At 70.5% G+C, this 19985-nt stretch carries 14 protein-coding genes and 1 pseudogene; 4 read left to right on the top strand and 11 right to left on the bottom strand.

Annotated elements, in window-relative coordinates:
- Window positions 1-16: 16 nt before the first annotated feature.
- Genes recD through recC form a run of 3 tightly spaced genes read right to left on the bottom strand, consistent with a single transcriptional unit; the run spans window position 17 to window position 8644 of the window.
- Window positions 17-1738, bottom strand: coding sequence for an exodeoxyribonuclease V subunit alpha (gene recD, locus Mschef_RS07685; protein WP_081127233.1), 1722 nt, complete (start codon window positions 1736-1738; stop codon window positions 17-19).
- Window positions 1735-5283, bottom strand: a complete 3549-nt coding sequence (locus Mschef_RS07680; protein WP_081127232.1) for a UvrD-helicase domain-containing protein — start codon at window positions 5281-5283, stop codon at window positions 1735-1737. The genes recD and Mschef_RS07680 overlap by 4 nt, the downstream gene beginning before the upstream one ends.
- Window positions 5276-8644 (bottom strand): exodeoxyribonuclease V subunit gamma, encoded by a 3369-nt coding sequence (recC, locus tag Mschef_RS07675; protein ID WP_168708957.1) that lies wholly within the window; start codon window positions 8642-8644, stop codon window positions 5276-5278. The genes Mschef_RS07680 and recC overlap by 8 nt, the downstream gene beginning before the upstream one ends.
- Before the next feature lie 151 nt (window positions 8645-8795).
- Here recC and Mschef_RS07670 point away from each other — a divergent pair, with 151 nt between their 5' ends.
- Together Mschef_RS07670 and Mschef_RS17675 are read left to right on the top strand one after the other, a co-directional pair.
- Window positions 8796-10622, top strand: a complete 1827-nt coding sequence (locus Mschef_RS07670) for a dynamin family protein (protein ID WP_081127230.1) — start codon at window positions 8796-8798, stop codon at window positions 10620-10622.
- Window positions 10619-12103, top strand: a complete 1485-nt coding sequence (locus Mschef_RS17675) for a zinc ribbon domain-containing protein (RefSeq protein ID WP_176212426.1) — start codon at window positions 10619-10621, stop codon at window positions 12101-12103. Before Mschef_RS07670 ends, Mschef_RS17675 begins: the two co-directional genes overlap by 4 nt.
- A gap of 42 nt (window positions 12104-12145) precedes the next feature.
- Here Mschef_RS17675 and Mschef_RS07660 read toward each other — a convergent pair whose 3' ends face one another.
- Window positions 12146-12685: an RBBP9/YdeN family alpha/beta hydrolase gene (locus tag Mschef_RS07660; RefSeq protein ID WP_197686759.1), complete on the bottom strand. Its 540-nt coding sequence runs from the start codon at window positions 12683-12685 to the stop codon at window positions 12146-12148.
- 269 nt (window positions 12686-12954) lie between these two features.
- Between Mschef_RS07660 and Mschef_RS07655 the strand changes: the two genes are divergently transcribed.
- Window positions 12955-13227, top strand: a complete 273-nt coding sequence (locus Mschef_RS07655; RefSeq protein WP_081127229.1) for a BrnT family toxin — start codon at window positions 12955-12957, stop codon at window positions 13225-13227.
- The gene (locus Mschef_RS07650) at window positions 13187-13471 is read left to right on the top strand and encodes a BrnA antitoxin family protein (protein ID WP_081127228.1); all 285 of its coding nucleotides are present in this window, start codon (window positions 13187-13189) and stop codon (window positions 13469-13471) included. The genes Mschef_RS07655 and Mschef_RS07650 overlap by 41 nt, the downstream gene beginning before the upstream one ends.
- A gap of 110 nt (window positions 13472-13581) precedes the next feature.
- On the opposite strand, the gene Mschef_RS07645 is transcribed toward Mschef_RS07650, so the two are convergent.
- The 7 genes and pseudogenes from Mschef_RS07645 to ilvC all read right to left on the bottom strand — a co-directional run bounded on the left by Mschef_RS07645 (window position 13582) and on the right by ilvC (window position 19967).
- On the bottom strand, window positions 13582-13932 hold the full coding sequence (locus tag Mschef_RS07645; protein WP_197686758.1) for a nucleotide pyrophosphohydrolase: 351 nt from the start codon (window positions 13930-13932) through the stop codon (window positions 13582-13584).
- Between the two features lie 9 nt (window positions 13933-13941).
- On the bottom strand, window positions 13942-14883 hold the full coding sequence (locus Mschef_RS07640) for an HNH endonuclease (RefSeq protein WP_081127227.1): 942 nt from the start codon (window positions 14881-14883) through the stop codon (window positions 13942-13944).
- A gap of 34 nt (window positions 14884-14917) precedes the next feature.
- Window positions 14918-15808 carry a sulfurtransferase gene (locus Mschef_RS07635; protein WP_081127226.1) on the bottom strand — a complete coding sequence of 297 codons (891 nt, stop codon included), beginning with the start codon at window positions 15806-15808 and terminating at the stop codon, window positions 14918-14920.
- Window positions 15808-16654 (bottom strand): annotated as a pseudogene (locus Mschef_RS07630) (CoA pyrophosphatase). The gene Mschef_RS07635 and the pseudogene Mschef_RS07630 overlap by 1 nt, the downstream one beginning before the upstream one ends.
- Window positions 16655-17012: 358 nt before the next feature.
- Window positions 17013-17243: an ACT domain-containing protein gene (locus Mschef_RS07625; protein WP_081127225.1), complete on the bottom strand. Its 231-nt coding sequence runs from the start codon at window positions 17241-17243 to the stop codon at window positions 17013-17015.
- On the bottom strand, window positions 17240-18922 hold the full coding sequence (gene ilvG / locus Mschef_RS07620) for an acetolactate synthase 2 catalytic subunit (protein WP_081127224.1): 1683 nt from the start codon (window positions 18920-18922) through the stop codon (window positions 17240-17242). The genes Mschef_RS07625 and ilvG overlap by 4 nt, the downstream gene beginning before the upstream one ends.
- 1 nt (window position 18923) lies before the next feature.
- On the bottom strand, window positions 18924-19967 hold the full coding sequence (gene ilvC, locus Mschef_RS07615; protein ID WP_081127223.1) for a ketol-acid reductoisomerase: 1044 nt from the start codon (window positions 19965-19967) through the stop codon (window positions 18924-18926).
- Window positions 19968-19985: the final 18 nt, after the last annotated feature.

Below are 19985 nucleotides of genomic sequence, written 5' to 3'. Positions count from 1 at the left end.
TCCGCGATGCGCGCGACTAGCAACCCTGCAGGCGCTCGCGCAAGCCGCCGGCGCGACGCACCGGGCGCGCCAGCGCGGCGCGCAATGCCTCTTCGCCGGACCACAATTCGACGCCATGACGCGCGCGCGACAGCGCGGTATACACCAGCTCGCGGCTGAGGATGGGACTGTCGGCATCCGGCGGCAGCAGCACCGCGACGTGGTCGTACTCGGAGCCCTGACTCTTGTGGATGGTGATGGCGCTGGCCGGCTCGTGCTCGGGCAGGTAGTGCGGCGGCAGCGCACGCGGCGCCGGCAGGCCATCGGCATCCTGGGCATCGAACCACACTTCGAGACCATCGCGGCCGCGCAAGGCCACGCCCACGTCGCCATTGGCAAGGCCCGTGTCGGCATCGTTGCGCGTGATCATCACCACGCGCCCGGGATACCAGAAGCCGGCCGCCAGCGCTTGCTGCTGGCGCTGCCAGGCTTCCACCGCGCGATTGACGGCGATCTGCCCGAACGGTCCGCTGCGCAGCGCGCACAGCAGTTGCACCCGCGCCAGCAATTGCAATGCCGCGGCGGGCGTGATGTCCGGCTGCAGCAGGCGCAGGTACACATCGGCATGGCGCCGCAGCCAGGCGTGCAGCGCGGCGCGCAGGTCGCTGGCATCGCGTGGTGCGCGACGCAGGAACAGCGCCGTGGCGACGGGCGCAGATGCCGTGGCGGAAACCGTGGCCGCCGCATCGAGCAGCGTTTGCGCATCACCCGCGCGTGTCGCCGCCAGCAGCGGCAGCAGCCCGGCCTGCGCGCGATGCGAGCGCGTCAGGCGCCCGATGCAGCCCGCCAGCGCGCTGTCCGGCGTGGCTGCGGCGATGATGTCGGCGAGCACGCTGCCGGCTTCCACCGAAGCGAGTTGATCGGGGTCGCCCAGCAGGATCAGCAGACTGTCCGGGCGCAGCGCCTGCAGCAGTGCGTGCATCAGGCCCAGGTCGACCATCGAGGCCTCGTCCACGGCGACGATGTCGGCGGCCAGCGCCGCGCCGCGCCGCTGCAGGCGCGCGCCCAGCAGGCGCTGCAGCGTGCCCGCCTGCAGTGCCGGCAGGTGCGGCAGCAACGCCTGCCATTCGGCATCACCGTGCAATCGCGCGCGCAGGTTTTGCATGCCGCCGCGCAGCGCCTGCTGCAGTCGCGCCGCGGCTTTGCCGGTGGGCGCGGCCAGCGCGATGCGCGGCACCTCGGGCCAGCCGCAGTCGCGGTGCAGGCGCAGCAGGCCCAGCAGCAGCGCCAGCAAGGACGTGGTCTTGCCGGTGCCCGGCGCGCCGCTGAGCACGAACAGCCTGCGCCCGAACGCGGCGGCCAGTGCGCTGCGCTGCTCGGCCGAGGCGGCACCGGGAAGCAGCGCCTGCAGCAGCGCGTCCTGCCCCTGCACGGCGCGCAAAGGTGTCGTCGCGCGCGCCTGCAGTGCCGCGGCCACGGCCAGTTCGGCGGCGGCATTGCGGCGCAGATAAAAGCGTCCGGCGGCATCCAGCACGAACGGCGCGTCGGCGACCCCGGCGCTGACCCACGGCGCCGCGCACAAGGCCACGAGTTGCGCGGCGTCGAAGCCCTCCTCGCCCAGCCACGCGCAGGCATGTCCGGCGCGCTCGGCGCGCGCGGCGCTGGCGGCGGCGCGCGCCAGCAGTGCATCACCGGTATGCCGCAACACCCAGGCGTGCAGCGCTAGTTCCGGTGCCAGCGCGTCGGCGGCGGGATTCATGCGTGTGCCCCATCGCAGAGTTCGTCCAGCGCCTGCACCAGCGCCGCATCGAAGCGCTGCCGCCACACACCCGCCTGCGGCGCCAGGTCCAGCGCGCGCACGAACAGGTACAAGGCAGCGCCCATGTGCCGCGCGTAGTCGTAGCCGGGCAGGCGCTGGCGCAACAGGCGATGCAGCGCCAGCGTGTACAACAGCGCCTGCAGCGGATAGTGGTGTTCGTGCATCGCGGCCGCGAGCGCGCTGCCCTGGTAAGCGTCCACGCGCGCGCCCAGCCAGTTGGTCTTGTAGTCGATCACGTGGTAGCGGCCTTGCCAGCAGACGATCTTGTCGATGAAACCACCGAGCATGCCGCGCAGCGTGCCGTGACCCAGCGCCTCGGGCAGCAGCGCAGCGGCGCCGTGCCGCTGCAACAGCGCGCGCAACGCTGGCAGCGGCACGCTATCCAGCGGCAGCAGAAACTCCATTTCGGCGACGTGCGCGTCGGCCGCCAGCGCCTGCAGGCGCAGGCCGTCGCCGAGATCGGCATGCAGGCAGGCGTCGATGCGCGCGGCCAGGCGCGCGCGCAGCGGCGCGGCCTCGGATGCCGGCAGTTGCACGCCGCTGTCGGCCAGCGCGCGCGTGATCAGCATCGGTTGCCGCGCCATCGGAACGCCCGGCGCGGCGTGCTCGAACAGGGCGTGCACGGCATCGCCAAAGGCTGGCCCGCGCAGCGCTTGCAGGGCTTCGAGCTCGGCATGCGCAGCGGATTCATGCCAGGCCTCGGCGCCGGCATCCGCAGCGACGTCATCGCCTTCATCGGCGGCGGCGCGCGGTTCGCTGGTGGCGTGGCGCGTCAGCGCGGTGAAGCTCCACTGCTGCCATGGTGGCGCGGGCGGCGGCGGCGTTTGCGCCGTGCGCTCGCGCGCGACCGCGACCGCGGGTCGATAGCTCGCCGCGTACTCAACCGCGCTGGCATCGATGGCGATCTGCGGCACGCGACGCGGCAACACGGTCAGGCGCTCGTCCAGCGCCGCGCCGGGCGCAGCGGCGACTGCGCGCGCGAGCAGCGCGGCCAGCGGCGACTGCGCGTGCGTGCCGGGTACCGCGATCCAGTACACCCAGCACGCCTGCTGCGCGCGCGTCAGTGCCACGTAGAGCAGGCGCGCACGTTCCTCCTGCGCTTCGCGCGCGGCAATTTGCCGGTGTGCCGGGCGTGCAGCCGCACCCATGTCCACGCCGAGGCGATCATCGGCATCGTGGAAGCGCAGCAGATGCGGCCGGCGGCTGGCGGCCTCCGGGCGCCATGCCAGCGGCAGGAACACCAGTGGCCACTGCAGGCCCTTGGCACTGGCCAGGGTGCGCAACTGCACGCGCGCGCGGTCGCTGTCGATGCGTTGCTGGTGCTCATCGGCATCGCCGTCGGGATCGGCCTGCTGGCGGTGCAGCCAGGCCAGCTGCGCGTGCGCCGGAAATCCCGCCGCGGCCTGCGCCTGCAGCAACTCGCCGAGATGGCGCAGATCGGTCAACGCGCGCTCGCCGTCCTGACGCGCCAACAAACGCGACGCGGCGCGCTCGATCAACGCCATGACCAGCGCCAGCGGCCCCTGGCGCATCCACCGCGCCGTGTATTCGGCGCTGCGCGCGAGCTGCACCTGCAGCGCGGCCGCGTCGGTATCCAGCGCGCGCAGCGCCAGCGCATCCAGGCCCCACAGGTCGGTGAGCCACGCGGCGCGCAGCGCGGCGGCGCCGTTCTCGAGCAAGCCGTGCAGGATCAGCGCCAGATCATCCGCCTGCGCCGTGGCAAACACCGAGGCCTTGCCCGCGCCCGCGGCCGGCACGCCGCGCATGGCCAGATGCTGGCGCAACGCGGCGATCTGCCGGTGCGTCGGCAGCAGCACGGCGATATCGCCAGGATCCACGCCGCGCGTACCCAGCGCGTACTCGCCCGACACCAGCAGGCGCGCGATGTCGGCGGCGCAAGCGCGCAGCGCAAAATCCTCGGCCTCGGTCAGCGTGCGCGGCGGCTCCTGCTCAGTGCGCGGCAGGCGCAGGATCAGCGGCGCGTGCACGCACGCGCCGGCGCGCATCAAGGCCTCGGCATCGGCCCTGCCGCCGGCGTGCACGGCGCGGTAGGCGATGCCGGCGCCCATGGCGTCGTCCGCGTCGTGCGCGTACAGGCCGTTGAGCGCGTCGAGGTACGCGCGCGTCGAGCGCCAGTTCACCGCCAGCGATACGCGCGCATCGACGCTGCGTTCGGCGCGCCGATAGGTGGCGATGTCACCGCCGCGGAACGCATAGATCGCCTGCTTGGGATCGCCGACCAGCAGCAGCGTGCCGCGCGCTCGGTACAGCGCATCGAAGATCGCGTACTGGCGCTGGTCGGTGTCCTGGAACTCGTCGATCAGCGCGATGGGATAGCGCTCGAACAGGCGCTGCGCGAAGTGCGCGTCATCCACCACGCGTTCGCGCACGCGCTCGATCAGCGCGCTGAAGGTGAACCCGCCGCGCTGCTGCAGCCGTTGCGCCATGGCCGTACGGCAGAAGTCGATGGCCGCCGCCAGTACTTCGCCGCGCACGATGGCTGGCCACTCGCGCAGCAATTCGGCGGCACGCAGCCAATCCTTGATCAACGGCTCATCGCTCAGCAGCGCGGCTTGCGGGTTTTGCCCGTCCGCGACCAGTGCGTCATCGAACTCCTTGACCAGCGGCTGCAAATCGGCCGGTCCAACACCCGGGTTCTGCGCGCAGGCATGCAGCGCGGCCAGCCGGTTGCCGAGCTTGCTGGCCTTGCGCTTGTAGCGCGTCGCATCCTGCGCCAGCGCGCCCAGCGCGGCGACGCGGCGCGGCGTCAGCAGCGCGGGCAGCAGTGCGTCCAGCGCGGCGCGGCCGCCGCCGTGGATGCGCGGCGCGGACAGGGCGAAATACTCGCGCAGCTCGCCACGCAATGCGTCCGGGCCGCCCGGCACGATCAGCGCCAGCTCGCCGGCGTCCACAGCACTGCGCTGGTAGCGCTGGCGCCAGAAATCGCGCAGGCATTCATCCAGCAGGTCGTGCTCGTCGACGTGCTCGCCCGGACTCAGGTCGCCCTGACCGTCGAAGGCCAGCTCGGCCAGCACGCGCGCGCAGAAGCCGTGCAGGGTGAGGATCGGGGCCAGGTCCAGATCCTGGCGCGCGCGCCGCACGCGCAGCAGCGCCGCCGCGGGTGGCAGCGGCAGATGCGTGTGCAGGTAACGCGCAAGACTGTCGGCGGCTTCGCCAACGGCCAGCGCCGCGCCGCCGCTGCGCGCCGCGAGCAGGCGTTCGGCTTCGTCGAGGCGTGCGCGCAGGCGCTGGCGCAACTCGGCGACGGCGGCCTCGGTGAAGGTGCTGAGCAGGATGCCGCGCACGTCCGCCGCGGCGTCATCCGGTGCTTCCAGCAGCAAACGCAGATACAGCAGGGTGAGCGTATGCGTCTTGCCGGTGCCAGCGCTGGCCTCGATCAGCACGCGGCGCGGCGCGGCCAGCGGCAGGCGCATCCAGTCCAGCGCCTGCGGCGGCGCGATCCGCATGTCGTCGTGCTCACGCATCGGCCGGCTCCTGCGCCTGCAGACCCACCAGCGCGGCCAGCGCGCCGGCCTGCGCGACGAAGTCCCGCCACGTCTGCGGCTCGGCGATCCAGTCGCGGCCGCGCGCCAGCAAGGCGGCGTAGGCCGGCGCGTAGTCGCGTTCGCCGGTGCTCTGCTGATTGCCTTCCCAGGCACTGCGCGCGCGCGCGCTGCGCGACTCGGGCGCGGACTCGGCCACGGCCCAGGCGGTCGCCGGAAAGTACCAGCGCCGCGCGTGCAGCACGTCATCACGCAGCGCGCACAGTCGCGCGATGCCGGCACGCAGCAGCGTCGCATCGCTGCTGGCGTTGGCCGCCAGCGCGTCGATCTCCGCGCTGGCGCCATGTACCTGCAGCAACACGCAGCCGCCGAGTTGCGCCGCCGGCACGCTCAGCGCCAGCGCGGCCCAGTCCAGCCACAGCGGCAGGCGCACGCTGAAGTCCAGCGTCTTGCGCGTTTCCACACGCAGCAGCCAGTACCGGCCCGCGGCGTCGCGCCGTGCCGCCACGCTGCCGCCAAGCACGTTGCCGTCATCCAGGCGCACCCTGCAGTCGACTTCCACAAGTGGCGCCTGCGCGCAGGGATGCCCGTGCAGCAGGGCCAGTGCGGCAGTGACCGGCGCGCGCAGATCGCGCCAGGCCAGCGCGCCGATCGCGCCCGCGGGCAGCAGGCCGCTGCGCGCCAGCCAGTCTGGCGCGTGCGCGGGCAGCGTGGCCTGCCCCTGCGCCAGTGCGTGCTCCAGCAACCGCGCCGGCACACGCTGGCGCGGTTCGGTGCGCGGCGTCAGCGGCTCGTCGGCGCCGGCATCGGCGTCGCCGTCGCCGTCGGGCAGCACGATGCCCAGCATCTGCCGCGCCGTGGCCTGCGCCGGCTTGCGCAGAAACGCGCGCAGTTGCGCAAGGCTTGCGGCATCGGCATCCAGTGCCGGCGCGGACAAGCCCGCGTGCGGCAGCAGCGGCGCCGCGCCGGGCGGCGCGTGGCCGGCGCCGTCGACCCCGGCATACGCCACGGCGAACGAACGCAGCGCCGGATGGGGCCGCCAGGCGGCGTCGGCCTGCTCGAAATACACCGCGGCGAAGGGCTGCAACGCGTGCCGCACGCACCACGCCCGTGCCGCGTCGCCGCCCGCCAGGCCATGTGCGTCATCCAGGAACGCCAGCAACTCGGCCAGCGGCGCGGCGGGATTGCGCAGGCTGCCTTGCGCGGGGTCTTCGGCGACGTAGCTCAGGTGCAAGGCCGTGCGCGCTGCCATCAATGCCTCCAGAAACAGATAGCGGTCTTCCTGCAGCGCGCTGCGATCACCCGCGCGCGGATGGCGCAGGATCAGGTCCAGCGACGAGCGCGGGCTGTTGCGCGGATACGCACCCTCGTTCAAGCCCAGCAACGCGACCACGCGATAGGGAATCGTGCGCTGCGGCACCATGCCGCAAAACGCGATGCCATTGGCGACGAAGGGCTGGCGCGCGGGAATCTCATCCAGCGCCGCGCACTGCTGCGCGCTGATCACCTCCCACGCGAACGCCCGCTCCACACCTGCCGCGGCTAGCTCGGCGCCGGGCTGCGCGGCCAGCCGGCGCAATTGCCCGAGCGCGGCCTGCGCGTCCGCATCCTCGTCGTCGGCGTCGAAGCACGCATCGATGCGCTGCGCCAGCCACGCGCTCCAGCCGGCACCGTCGTGCTGCATGGACGCCGCGGCGTGCCAGCGCGCCAGCTCATCGAGCAGCCGCGCCAGTCCGGCCAGCAACGGCAGTTCGCTGCCAGCGGCGGCAAGCAGCGGCACGATCGCCTGCCCGCGCGCATGTGCGGCGCGCAGCATGCGTCCCGGTGCGTCGTCGCCCAGCAGCCAGCCGGCGATGAGCCGATCCAGACCGAAGGCGAAGGTATGCAGGTCCTCCGCCGGCGCGCCGAACGCGGGTTTCATCGCCGCGTCCAACGCCCAGGCCACGTGCGCCTCATGCAACCAGTGCGCCATGCGCGTGCGCGCGGCGCCATCCAGCCCGAAGCGACGCGCCAATGCGGGCACGTCGAGCAAGTCCAGCACTTCGGCCAGCGTGCAGCGTGCCTGCGCCAGGTGCAGCAGTTGCCGCCATGCCGCATACAGCGTGTGCGTGGCGGCCAGCGGCACGTCGGCGATGTGATACGGCAACGCCGCGTCGTGCCACTGCCCGGGCGTGCCGAACACCGCCGGCAACAGCGGCGCGTAGGCCTGGATGTCAGGCGCCATGACCACGATCTGGCGCGGCTCCAGATCGTCGTGCTGCACGCGCAACGCCAGCAGCGCGTCGCGCAGCACTTCCAGCTCGCGCAGGCGGCCATGACAGGCGTGCACGCGCAGGCTGGAATCGGCGCACGATTGCGCATCCAGCGGCGCGCCGGCCAGCTGCGGCGCGAGCCGGCGCAGGCTGTCCTGCACGCGCTGCAGCAGCGGCGCGGCGGCGGTGTGCGCGTCGCTCTCGTCCAGCGGGTCACGCCAATCCTGCGCGCTGACGTCGGCATTCAGCGCGAGGGCGAAATCCTGGCCGATGCGGCCGAGGCTGGCCAGTAGTGGATGGCCGGTTTCATAGTGCTGCGCCGCGGCCTTATCGCCGGCGCGCAGCAGCGCGCGCTGGCTGCGCAGGTCGTCCCACAGCTCGCGGCAGGGATCGGGGAAATACACATGCACCGCGCGCGTGCGCGCTGCCAGTTGCAGTGCCTGCAGCAGCACCGGCGGCAAATGGCTGACGCCGAACACATGCACCGGCTCGGCGTGCCCAGCGCGCGCCGCCGCCAACATTTCGAGCACGCGTTGGCTGCGCTGCACGCGCGGTTGCGCGGCGCTGCCGGCCAGCAGGCGCCGCCACAGCGCGGCCTGCCAGTCGGCATCGCGCGGCGTGTCGTCACCCGCGGCCCAGGCCAGCAGCCAGTCGGGGCGATACATCTGATATTCGCCGTACAGCCGCGCCAGATGTTCGGCCAGTTGCCAGCGGCGACGCGGCGGCGCGGCGTCGAGAAAACGCCGCAGTGCGCCGGCAACGTCACGCGCATCGAGCCGATCGAGAATGCGCCAGCGCAGCACTTCGCGCTGCCATGCCGGATCGGCATCGCTGCCCAGCAGCGCATCGCCCAGACGCAGCCACCATTCGCCGGGCAACAGCAGGTGCAGATTGGCGGCGATGCCGGGGCTGCCGTCGCTGCCGCGGCGCCGCGCCAGCGCGCCCAGCAACCAGCGCTTCATGCCGAGGTGCGCCACCACCACGGTGCGCGGCGCCAGCACCGCGGCCGGCGGCTGCGCGGCGAGCTGCTGTGCGAGTTGTTCGGCCAGTGCTTCGATGCGGCTGGCGCGATAAACGTACATACCGGGCATGTGGGTTCCTGGGGATGATGCCTGGGCGGTCACGCGCGGGGCCATGCGCACCCCTGCGCGGAACCCGCATCCTGATCGCGACTCCAAGCAGGGAAAGTTTACGTCGCGGCCGTCGCAAAGACTGCGATGATGCGCGCCGCAGGAGGCTTTCGTGCTCAGCGACAACCAACGCCGTCATCTCGTGCAAAGCCTGGCGCATATCGAGCAGACGCTGACCGACGCGCTGCTGCTGGGCGCGCAGGCGCGCGGCGACGAGGTGTTTCCGCGCTACCGCACGGCACTGTCCGCGGCCGATGCTGCCGCGCTGCAAGCCGCCCTGCAGCGTCTGCGCGGCAGCCTGCGCCGCTTCCTGCGCGCGCAGGGCATCGCCACGCCACGCCACGGCGAGCTGGATCCGCGCTGGGCGCTGGACACGCAGATCACCCTGCTGCGCAACGTCGCGCTGGAACTGCGCCCCGCGCATCTGGCCGGATTCGGCGCGCTGGACGAGGACGGCGCCGCCGCCTGCCGCGCACTGGCCGCGGAAATCAGCGCCCTGCTCGAAGGCATGCAGGACGGGCTGCGCATCCAGGAAACACTGGCGCAGCCGGCACCCGACGACACGCTCGGCGCGCTTCTGCTGGAGCTGGTGCAGCGCTATCGCCTCGGCGAGTACCGCGCGCGCGTCGCCGCGCTGGCCGCGCGCAGCGGGCGCGTCGAGGTGGCCGTGGTCGGTCGCGTCAGCAGCGGCAAGTCCTCGCTGCTCAATGCGCTGATCGAACGCGCGCTGCTGCCGGTGGGCGTGGTGCCGGTCACCGCCGTCACCACGCGTCTGCTGGCCGATGCCGAGCCGGCGCTGGAGCTGGATTATCTCGATGGCCGCCGCGAGCAGCGCCCCCTGGACGAACTCGCGCAGCACATCAGCGAGCAGGGCAATCCCGGCAACCGCGAGCGTCTGGCCGAGGTGCGTGTCGGCCTCGGCGCGCTGCCGTGGGCGGCGCAGGCGGTGTTCACCGACACGCCCGGCCTCGGCGCGCTCCAAGGCCACGCACGTGCCGCCGCGCTCGATTATCTGCCGCGCAGCGATCTGGGCCTGCTGCTGATCGACGCCAGCGCCACGCTGACCGAGCTGGAGCGCGATCTGGCGCAAGCCGTGCTCGACAGCGGCGCGACGCTGCGCGTGCTGCTGACCAAATCAGATCTGGTCGACAGCGACGCCGTGCGCGAACAAAGCACCTACCTCGCCAGCCAGCTGGGCGCCGCGCTGAACACCACGGTGCAAATCGATGCGCTGAGCAGCGTGCCGGCGCGGCGCGATGAACTGCGCGCTTGGCGCGAGCGCGAGCTGCAGCCGCTGCTGGCCAGTCTGCATGTGGATGCCGCCGCACGCAGCGGCACGCGTGCGCTAGTGCTGGGCCGGCAGATCCTGGCCAGCCTGCGCCTGGCCGCACGCGAACAGGACGCCGGCAACACCGCGACGCTGGATAGCACGCCGCTGCTGGCGCTGGAGACCGCCACGCGCGCGCAGCATCACGCCATTGCCGAATTCTCCGAACGCGCACCCGCCGCGTTGCTGCGCCGCGCCGCGCTGGCGCGCATGGGCGCCGCCGCGCTGGGCACGCTGGCCGCGGATATCGCGCACCAGCTCGCACGGCAAACGCACGCCACGCTGACAGCCGAGGCCGGCGACGACCACGCCGCGCTGCCCACGTTCGACTGGCAGCCCACGCCGTGGCCTGCACCACCGCCGCGCACGCTGGGTACGCTGGGCCGCGCGTGGCAACGCCAGCGCCTGCAGCGCTCATGCGGCCCGGCGCTGCAGCAAGCCTGCCGTGCTTACGCCGCGGCGCTGCACGCCTGGCTGGATGCCCACGTCACCGCGCGCCAGCGCCAGTTGCGCGCCGGGCAAAGCGCCGGCGCGGCCGATCCCGTGCAACTGGCGCAGGACATCACGCGCCTCGCCACCGCGCTGGGCAACAGTCCGTCCTCGCTGTCATGAGCGAGCAGTCCACCTGGTTCTGCCCCGAATGCCACGCCGAGGTCGGCGCGCAGGACACGCGCTGTCCGCATTGCGGCGCCGATTTCGCCGCCTGGGCCGCGCGGCCTTACGGCGAGCGCCTGATCCTGGCCTTGCAGCATCCGCTGTCCGCGGCGCGCATGAGCGCGATCATCGCGCTGGGCAAGCGTGGCGATTCCGCCGCCGCGGCGGCGCTGGCGGCGTGCGCGCTGGCGCATCCCGGCGATGTGGTGCAGGGACTGGAGATCGTGCGCGCGCTGGCACGCATGCCGGCCGATGCGCCACGCGAGGCGGCGCGCAGCGCGCTGCTGGCGCATCCGGCGCACGCCGTACGCAGCGCGGCGCAGGCATTACCCGGCACGCACACCGACGCCGCGCAGATCGCGCGCTGGTGCCACGACCTGGCCGAGCACGCCGAGGTTGAACCGCGCATCGCCGCACTCGGCAGCGCCGCCATCCCCGGCCTGCGCGCGCTGCTGGCCGAGCCGCCCGAAGTGGTCAACGCCGCGCGCCTGTTTGCCGTGCAGATGCTGGCGCGCATCGACGCGCCCGCCGCGCATTCGGCGCTGCGCGAAACCCTGTACCAGCCGCCACTGGATCGACTGCTGCCGGTGGTGACCGAAGCCGAGCGCGCGGTCAAATCCGCGGCGCTGACGGCATTGGCGACGCACGCGTATGCCGAGCGCGCCGACGACATCGCCTGGGCGTTCAACGTCGCGCGTCTGCCCGCAGCCGCGCGCTGCGCCGGGGTGCAGCGCATGCAAACGCTGGCACCGGCGCTGGCGCGCGCACTCGACGACGACGTGCTGGGTGCACCGGCTGCCACGGCACTGCTGGCCATGCCCGACGCGCTCGAGGATGCATTGCGCACGCCGCTGGCCGGCTGGCTGCAGCGCGACACCGCACGCGCGCGGTTGGGCGCGGTGCGCGCGCTGCTGTGCCTGGCGCAGGCGCGGCAATGCCCGCAGCCCGCGGCGTGGCAACAAGCCTGGCGTGCTGCGCATCCCGCGCTGCGTGCCGCCGCTGCCTGCGTGGCGTGGGCGCAACGACCGCGCAGCGCGCTGATCCCCGCGCTGCTGCACGGCGCGGTGCTGCCCGAGGCCGATCTCGCGCAGGCCTGTCGCGACGCGCTCACCGTGCACACCGCGTGGCCGCTGCGCACGTTGCGCGTCGGCAATGCGCTGGCGCGCGGCGTGCCCGACATTTACGGCGACCGCCAGGCACTGTCGCGCGGCACGCTGGCGTGGCTGGGCGCGGCGCTGATCACGCACGCCGCGCAGGCACGGCCGTCGCGTTTGCTGCGCATGGACGTGATGCTGCTGCGCGCCGGCCTTGGCACCGACATCACCCTCACGCCGCAGCAGCGCGCGCAACTGGCGCGGCATCCCGATGCCGAACTGCGCGCCGCGCTGCGGCAGCGGCAGCGCAGTGCGCGCTGGTGGCCGCGCCGGCACGGATATTGAATCGCGCACCGCGCCAAAGCCGGCGCTGCTGCGATCGGCCTCTCAGCCCTGCACGCGCGCGCAGAAATCCAGCAGCAGGCGCTCGCCCGCGGGCCACGCGCCGAAACCGGCATCGGCGTTGATGTGTCCGGCTTCGCCCACCCAGGCGAGCTCGCTGCCCCAGGCGGAGGCGAACGCCTTGGCCCGCGCCACGGAGCAGTACGCATCGTTGCGGCTGGCCACCAGCAGCGATGGAAAGTGCAGCCGGTGCATCGGCATGGGCACGAACCCCGTCGTGCCCGGCGGATAACCGGGCGCATCGACATCGCTCGGCGCGACCAGGAAGGCGCCCGCGATCGCGCCGCGGTTGGCCGCCTGCGCCCAGTGCGCAACCAGCGCGCAGCCCAGGCTGTGCGCGACCAGCACCGGCGGGCGTCGGCACGCGGCGACGTTCAGGCGCAGCGTTTCCACCCACTCGGCGCGGTCCGGGGTTTGCCAGTCGCGCTGCAGCACCCGCTTCCAGTCCGCGTGCCCGGCTTGCCACAGCGTTTGCCAGTGCTGCGGACCGGAATTCCACAGACCGGGAAGCATGAGTACGTACATGGGCAGCCCCCTGGCTCGACCGCAGCCGCGACGTGCGGCGCGCGCAGTGTGCCACTGGGAAACCTGCAATAAGCAATGGGACTTGTTGTGCGGCCATCCCTGGCTTGGCGAAGATCGGAACGTTGCGGTTCGCGTTACAGCGCGTTACATGACGCGCTTGGCGAAATCGTAAATGCGCCGGTGCGCCGCGAGTCGGGAAATCTGCGCAGCAAGAGTCCAGGTTGACTGGACTTGCGCAGCGCACTTAATGCATATACATTAAATTGCGAATGAGCCACGACTCGGCCAAGCGTCAAAAGAATCTGCGCAAGCACAAGATCGACCTGCCCGACTGCATGGCGGCTTTTGACGGCCCCATGCTCACCCGCGAAGACGACCGCGGAGCCTACGCAGAGCAACGACTGGTGAGTCTGGGATGGACCCACGGGCGTGTCGTTGTCGTGGTGTGGACCGACCGCGAGGATGGTCCGCGATTGATTTCCTGCCGAGTAGCCACAGCCCATGAACGAGAAGCGTACTTCCACGCGTACCCGCAAGCCTGACGTGCCCTACGACCGCGCCAGCAAGGCAGCAACCTTGGCCTATTGGGCTGACGCCACCGCCCACAAGGGTCTGACCGAGTTGCGTGCCAAGCGCGGACGACCCGCCAAGACAGCCGAAGAACGCAAAGAGCAGATTGCGCTGCGCGTGGACAAGGAAGTACTGGCCTGGTATCGCGCGCAGGGCAGCGGCTGGCAAACCCGCATAAACGCTGTCCTGAAAGCCTTTCGGGATGCGACCTTGTAGTTCGGTCGCGCGCAGCGCCGCCATCGCCGATGTGATGTACGACACTTAGCCGCCAGAAATTACGAAGCGAACACTATCGATAGAGATCGGAAGCGGTGAGACGTATGGCCTCAAAGGCGATCATATTTTGTGGCGTTTCCTCGAGCTTTATCCACTGGATACTTGGCGCGATTTTTGTCCAACTTGCAGCGCACCGCGTCGTCTAGTGACAGTCCCAAATCGTGGCAAAGGTAGGACAGCACGATCGCGACATCAGCGATCTCATCTTCGATCGCGACACGCTCTCGTCTTACAACCTCGGATAGCTCAGAGTCAGCAGCCCACTGGAAGCACTCGAGCAACTCAGCGGCTTCGATGCATAACGTCGTGGAAAGATTCCTGGGCGTGTGGAACTGACGCCAGTCGCGTTCCTCGCGAAAGTCGAGGAGCTCCTTGAGCAAACCATCGGCGATCACGGCCACAGTGCGCTCCTAAGCTTGGAAAACGTTGTTGTAGTGCCAGTTCAAACGATCCGGGTCTGGGCGCTGCGCGATGCTGTCAGGCACCGCTGAAAGCGGCTGATCGTTTAATCGGTAGTAGACCTTGCCGTTAAACCAAGTCTCGCGAATTCTGCGGCTAACCTTGATCTTCATCTCAGGAGTGATGCTGACAAGTCCTGCATCGAAGAGCCGGTGGAAGTCGGCCCGCAACAGCAGGCCATTTCTGATGTCGTGCGAACTACCATCGCTCGCGTAAGGCACAATGTGGGCAGCCTCAAGCGCAACCAAAGTGTTCTCGCCAGTAATGGCGCAACGACGCTTGTAAGCATCGGTAACTAATACCCGGAAAGACGCTTGGCCCAAGCGTGGCTTGAACAGTAATGGTGTACCAAACTTTTGCACAGGCTCTTCGACGCGGAGGCCATCGAGTGGTCCGCCAGCGGGCGCGTTGTTCAGCGCTGCAGCCAAACGTGGCTGGAGGTCATTCCAGATGGCTCGCGCATCTGTCGTACTGTCGTCATACATCTTGCCGCGCACAATGTTCTGAGCCCAACCCGCTGGATCTTTAATCCACTCAGATTGCGGGAAGAAGAATGGACTGGAAAGTACTGTGCAGCCGATCTCGTTCGTCGCTGCTTGGTGCTGCCGCAGTGGGCCGAGCAAGGACTGCAATTGGTCGAACGACGCAGCACCATTTTTTTCGCCGAAGATTTCCCAAGCCAAGGTCACAGGTAACGTGGTATGAGCGACATAAAAACCACCACCAGCGATGTGGTTATGCGGACGCTTCAATTTGAACAAGAATGGCAACCCCGTTGGCGCATCTGAGAATAGTGGTCGGGAACTGGGCTGCCAAAAGTTCACCTCATCAAGCTTGCGAGCAGCAAGAAACTTGAACCAATCGTTATCAGTTACGCCAACCCAGAATTTCATAGCTCCCCCCTGATAAATTGCGTGTGATCGCGCTTCACCCCTTCGCCACCGGCCGCTGTGGATCACTGACCCAGCCGCTCCACGAGGGCGCGTACAGGCGCGAGCCGCGCAGGCCGGCGTGCTCCATGGCCAGCAGGTTGTGGCAGGCGGATACGCCGGAGCCACAGGAATGCACCACGCTGGCGGGTGTGGCAGCGCCGAGCACGGCCAGCCATTCGGCGCGCAATTGCGCGGCGGGCTTGAAACGGCCGTCGGCCTGCAGGTTCTGCACGTAGGGACGATTGCCGGCGCCGGGGATGTGGCCGCCGACGCGATCGATGGGCTCGACCTCGCCGCGGTAGCGCTCGGGCGCGCGCGCATCGATCAGTGCCACGCTGCCCGCGGCCAGATGCCGACGCAGCGCATCGGTGTCGACGAGCGCGGCAGCGTCGAACTCGCGCGCGGGCATGGCGGCCCCGGCATCCTGGTCCGACGCGGCGGCATCCGAGAATGCCGCGCCAGGCGCAGCGCCGGTTGCTTGCGGCAGACCCGCGGCGAGCCACGCCTGCCAGCCGCCGTCGAGCACCGCCGCGGGTTGGCCGAGGCTGCGCAGCATCCACCACAGACGCGCGGCACCGATCGCGCCGGCGTGGCCGTCATAGGCCACCACCGGCAGGCCCGGGCGCCAGTCCCAGCGTTGCAGCGTGGCGCGAAACGCAGCGGCGGACGGCAGCGGATGCCGGCCCAGGCCCTGCGCTGTGCGCGACAAATCGGACAGGTCGCGATCGAGATTCGCATAGACCGCGCCGGGGATGTGTCCGGCGCGATACGCGCGCGCCCCGGCCTCGCTGTCGGCCAGATCAAAGCGGCAATCGACCACCCGCACCGCGCTCGCAGGCAGGGCCGCCAGTGCGGCGGCATCGATCAAAGTCTCGGGAATCGTCATCATGACCTCATGCGTGCCAGCAGGTTGACCAGAATACCGGCGGTGGCGCCCCAGATCAGATGACCACCGGGTTTGAACTCGTAGATGGTACGCACGCGGCCACGATAATCGACCCGGCGCGCGTGCAGATTTTGCGGATCGCCGAGCCAGGCCAGCGGAACCTCGAACACCTCGGCCACCTCGTCGGCATTGGGCCGCGCCACGAAATCGGCGGCGATGCGCGCCACCACCGGCGTCACGCGGTAGCCGCTGATGGTGTCGAAACAATCCAGATAACCCAGCGGCTCCGCGCTGGCGGCGTGCAGGCCGATTTCCTCGGCGCTCTCGCGCAGCGCGGTGGCCAGCGCATCGCGGTCGCCGGCATCGCTGCGCCCGCCGGGAAAGCTCACCTGCCCGGCGTGCTGGCGCAGGCCACTGACGCGGCGCGTGAACAGCACATTGAGGCCACTGGCGCGCGCGCACAGCGGCACCAGCACGGCGGCCGGCGTCAACGCGACATCGCCCAGCACGTCAACGAGATCGGCGTGGTTCCAGCCCGGCGGTTGCGGTGGCGTATCCAGCGGATGCAGCGCCGCGCGCAACGACGAGCGTGGCGCGCACAATTCGGCGTCCAGCGTGCAGGCAGGCTCGGCACCGCGCGGCGCAGCGTCGTCAGGCGCGGACATGGCCGATCCGGCGCCGCGGCAACACCTCGCGCATCAGGCGCAGGCGCTCGGTTTCATCGAGACGCGACCACGCCGCGATCTCGCCCAGCGTGCGCCGGCAACCCATGCACAGCTTGTCGCGATCGAGGCGACACACGCCGATGCAGGGCGTCGAGGTAACGGGCAGCGTGTCCACGGACATGCCGCGCAGTTTAGTCCCGGCGCGCGGCGCGCGCCTTGCGCAGGGTCGACGCATGATCGCGCCAGACTCCGTGCTGGGTTCTGGCTCGGCGTGACTTGGCTTTGATGCCGGCGCGTTTGCACGGCGCGCGCTTTCCCCCACTCACTCCGCAAGGATGACTCGCAGCACCGCATGCAGAGGCGCTCTTGCATCGTCGCGTGTCGTGCATGAACCGATGGTTCTTGCGTGGTCTCGCAAGAACCATCGTTGATGCACGGCGTGCAACCGTGCAAACGCGAACCCTCCACCTCTCTCGCGGGCGAACGGAAACAATCAAGCGTTCACGCGCACACCGCGCAAGCGTGCAGGGATGCCCCGCTCATTCCGGCGCAAGGCTCACCTCGCGCACCTCGTGCAGGCGCTCGAGCTGGCGCCGCAGCAGCTCGGCATCGCGCGCGCCTTCGAGCGTCAGCGCCACCGTGCACACGGCGCCGGCGCCGACCTCGGCGTGCAATTGCAGCACGTGGAAACCGCGGCGTTCGGCGGTGCCCAGCAGGCGCTGCAACGCGCCCTCGACATCCAGCAGGGTGACGTGCAGGCGCTGGATCATGCGGCGGAGTCCATCATCTCGCCGTTGGACTTGCCCGGCGGCACCAGCGGCCAGACGTTGGCGCGCGGATCGATGCGCACGTGGCACAGGATTGGGCCGCGCGCATCGAGCAGGCGCCGGATCGCGCCGGGCACCTGCGCGCGCGCGTCGATGCCGAAGGCCTCGATGCCGAAAGCCTGCGCCAGGGCGACGAAGTCGGGGTTGTCGGACAGATCGACTTCGCTGTAGCGCTGCTCGAAAAACAGCTCCTGCCACTGCCGCACCATGCCCAGGCAGGCATTGTCGAGCAGCACGATCTTCACCGGGATGGCGTAGCGACGCAGGGTGGCCAGCTCCTGGATGTTCATCATGATCGAACCGTCGCCGGTCACGCAGATCACGCACGCATCGGGCCGCGCCAGTTGCGCGCCCAGCGCCGCGGGCAGGCCGTAGCCCATGGCGCCGAGGCCGCCGCTGGTCAGGTGCGCGTGCGGTGAATGGATGTGCCAGTGCTGTGCCACCCACATCTGGTGCTGGCCGACATCGCAACTGACGATGGCCTGATTACCCGCGGCCAGCGACAGCTCGCGCAGCAGCGCGGGCGCGTAGATGTCGCTGCCCGGCGCGTCGTAGCGGTTGGCGTACAACGCGCGCAGCGCCGCGCAGTGCTCGCGCCACGGCGCGATCGGCAGCGCTTGCGCCAGCGCCGCCAGCGCCTGCGGCATGCAGCCGGCCAGCGCGATCTGCGCGCTGCGCAGCTTGCCGATCTCGGCGGCATCGGCATCGATGTGCACCACGCGTGCGCCGGGCGCGAAGGTATCCAGCTTGCCGGTGGCGCGATCGTCGAAGCGCGCCCCGACCACCAGCAGCAGGTCGCAGGATTGCACCGCGTGATTGGCCGCCGGACTGCCGTGCATGCCGAGCATGCCGAGGTGTCCGGGTGCGTCGGGGTCGATCGCACCGAGGCCCTTGAGCGTGCACACCGAGGGCATGCCGGTGACGGCGACGAAATCGCGCAACGCGGCCTCGGCACGCGCCATGCCGACGCCGCCGCCCACATACAGCAGCGGACGTTCGCTGCGCGCCAGTAACGCGCGCGCCGCGGCCAGCGCGGTGGCGTCCGGTGCCGGCGCCGCGGCGACGGGTTGCGGCTGCGTGACGCCCGCTGTGGCGCGCGTCAACGCGATGTCCTTGGGCAGGTCGATCAGCACCGGCCCCGGGCGCCCGCTGCGCGCGATGGCGCAGGCCTGGTGCACGGTAGCGGCCACGTCCTCGGCGCGACGCACGATGAAACTGTGCTTCACCACCGGCAGACTCATGCCGAAGATATCGACCTCCTGGAACGCGTCGGTACCCATCAACCCGCTGGCCACCTGCCCGGTGATGGCCAGCATCGGCACCGAATCGAGATACGCGTTGGCGATGCCGGTGAGCAGGTTGGTCGCGCCCGGCCCCGAGGTGGCCAGGCACACGCCGATGCGTCCGCTGGCGCGCGCGTAGCCATCGGCGGCCAGCGCCGCGCCCTGCTCGTGGCGCACCAGGATGTGGCGCAACTTGCTGTCCACCAGCGCGTCGTACACCGGCATGATGGCGCCACCTGGATAACCGAAGATCGTGTCGATGCCCTCGGCTTCCAGCGCCGCCACCAGCCACTGCGCGCCAGTGCGCACGCTGCTGTGGATGGCTCCGGTATCGGCCATCTCAGCCACCGGTGCCGGTGTTTTTGATCGGCGTGACGGCCGCGCCCTTGACCGTGGCCTTGGGCGCCTGCAACCAACCCATCTGCGCACGCAGCGCGGCGCCGACTTTTTCGATGGGGTGCTCGAGATCGCGCTGCTTGAGTGCCTTGTAATGCGGATTGCCGGCGGCGTATTCGGCCACCCACTCGCGCGCGAAGCGGCCATCCTGGATCTCGGTCAGCACCTCGCGCATGCGCTGCCGCGTCTCCGCGTTGATCACGCGCGGGCCGCGGGTCAGATCACCGTATTGCGCGGTTTCGGAGACGTACTTGTGCATCTGCGCGAGACCGCCCTCGTACAGCAGATCGACGATGAGCTTGAGCTCGTGCATGCACTCGTAATACGCCACCTCGGGCTGGTAGCCGGCCTCGACCAGGGTCTCGAAGCCCTGCACCACCAACTCGGTGGCGCCGCCACACAGCACCGCCTGCTCACCGAACAGATCGGTTTCGGTTTCCTCGCGGAAGCTGGTTTCTATCAGTTGCGTGCGCGCGCCGCCGATGCCGGCGGCGTAGGCCAGCACGCGCGCGCGCGCGTGGCCGCTGGCGTCCTGCTGCACCGCGAACAGGCATGGCACGCCAGCGCCGCGTTCGTATTCGCGGCGCACCAGCGCGCCCGGCCCCTTGGGCGCGACCAGGATCACGTCGATGTCGGCGCGTGGATCGATCATGCCGTAGTGCACGTTGAGCCCGTGCGCGAACAGCAGCGCGCCACCCTTGCGCAGATGCGGCGCGATGGCCTCGCGATACAACTGCGGCTGCACCATGTCCGGGGTGAGCACGGCCACCAGATCACTGCCGCCGACCACTTCCGCCGGCGCGGCGACCGCGAAACCATCGGCGCGGGCCTGCGTCGCAGTGGCGCCGCCGGGACGCAGGCCGACGCGCACGTCGAGGCCTGAATCGCGCAGGTTCAGCGCGTGCGCGCGGCCCTGGCTGCCGTAACCGAGTACGCCGATGCGCTGGCCCTTGAGGGCGTCGATGCTGGCTTCCTGTGTGGGATTCATGGTGCGAGTCTCCGTTGG

Source organism: Metallibacterium scheffleri (genome assembly GCF_002077135.1).
GTDB lineage: Bacteria > Pseudomonadota > Gammaproteobacteria > Xanthomonadales > Rhodanobacteraceae > Metallibacterium > Metallibacterium scheffleri.
The sequence above is the reverse complement of the archived record's forward strand: the minus strand, read 5'-3'. Positions and strand labels throughout refer to the sequence as shown.

What these genes read in the sequence shown, in the direction of transcription:
- recD (WP_081127233.1), bottom strand. Translation starts at nt 1,738, where the DNA reads ATGAATCCCGCCGCCGACGCGCTGGCACCGGAACTAGCGCTGCACGCC.
- Mschef_RS07680 (WP_081127232.1), bottom strand. Translation starts at nt 5,283, where the DNA reads ATGCGTGAGCACGACGACATGCGGATCGCGCCGCCGCAGGCGCTGGAC.
- recC (WP_168708957.1), bottom strand. Translation starts at nt 8,644, where the DNA reads ATGCCCGGTATGTACGTTTATCGCGCCAGCCGCATCGAAGCACTGGCC.
- Mschef_RS17675 (WP_176212426.1), top strand. Translation starts at nt 10,619, where the DNA reads ATGAGCGAGCAGTCCACCTGGTTCTGCCCCGAATGCCACGCCGAGGTC.
- Mschef_RS07660 (WP_197686759.1), bottom strand. Translation starts at nt 12,685, where the DNA reads ATGTACGTACTCATGCTTCCCGGTCTGTGGAATTCCGGTCCGCAGCAC.
- Mschef_RS07655 (WP_081127229.1), top strand. Translation starts at nt 12,955, where the DNA reads ATGAGCCACGACTCGGCCAAGCGTCAAAAGAATCTGCGCAAGCACAAG.
- Mschef_RS07650 (WP_081127228.1), top strand. Translation starts at nt 13,187, where the DNA reads ATGAACGAGAAGCGTACTTCCACGCGTACCCGCAAGCCTGACGTGCCC.
- Mschef_RS07640 (WP_081127227.1), bottom strand. Translation starts at nt 14,883, where the DNA reads ATGAAATTCTGGGTTGGCGTAACTGATAACGATTGGTTCAAGTTTCTT.
- Mschef_RS07635 (WP_081127226.1), bottom strand. Translation starts at nt 15,808, where the DNA reads ATGACGATTCCCGAGACTTTGATCGATGCCGCCGCACTGGCGGCCCTG.
- Mschef_RS07625 (WP_081127225.1), bottom strand. Translation starts at nt 17,243, where the DNA reads ATGATCCAGCGCCTGCACGTCACCCTGCTGGATGTCGAGGGCGCGTTG.
- ilvG (WP_081127224.1), bottom strand. Translation starts at nt 18,922, where the DNA reads ATGGCCGATACCGGAGCCATCCACAGCAGCGTGCGCACTGGCGCGCAG.
- ilvC (WP_081127223.1), bottom strand. Translation starts at nt 19,967, where the DNA reads ATGAATCCCACACAGGAAGCCAGCATCGACGCCCTCAAGGGCCAGCGC.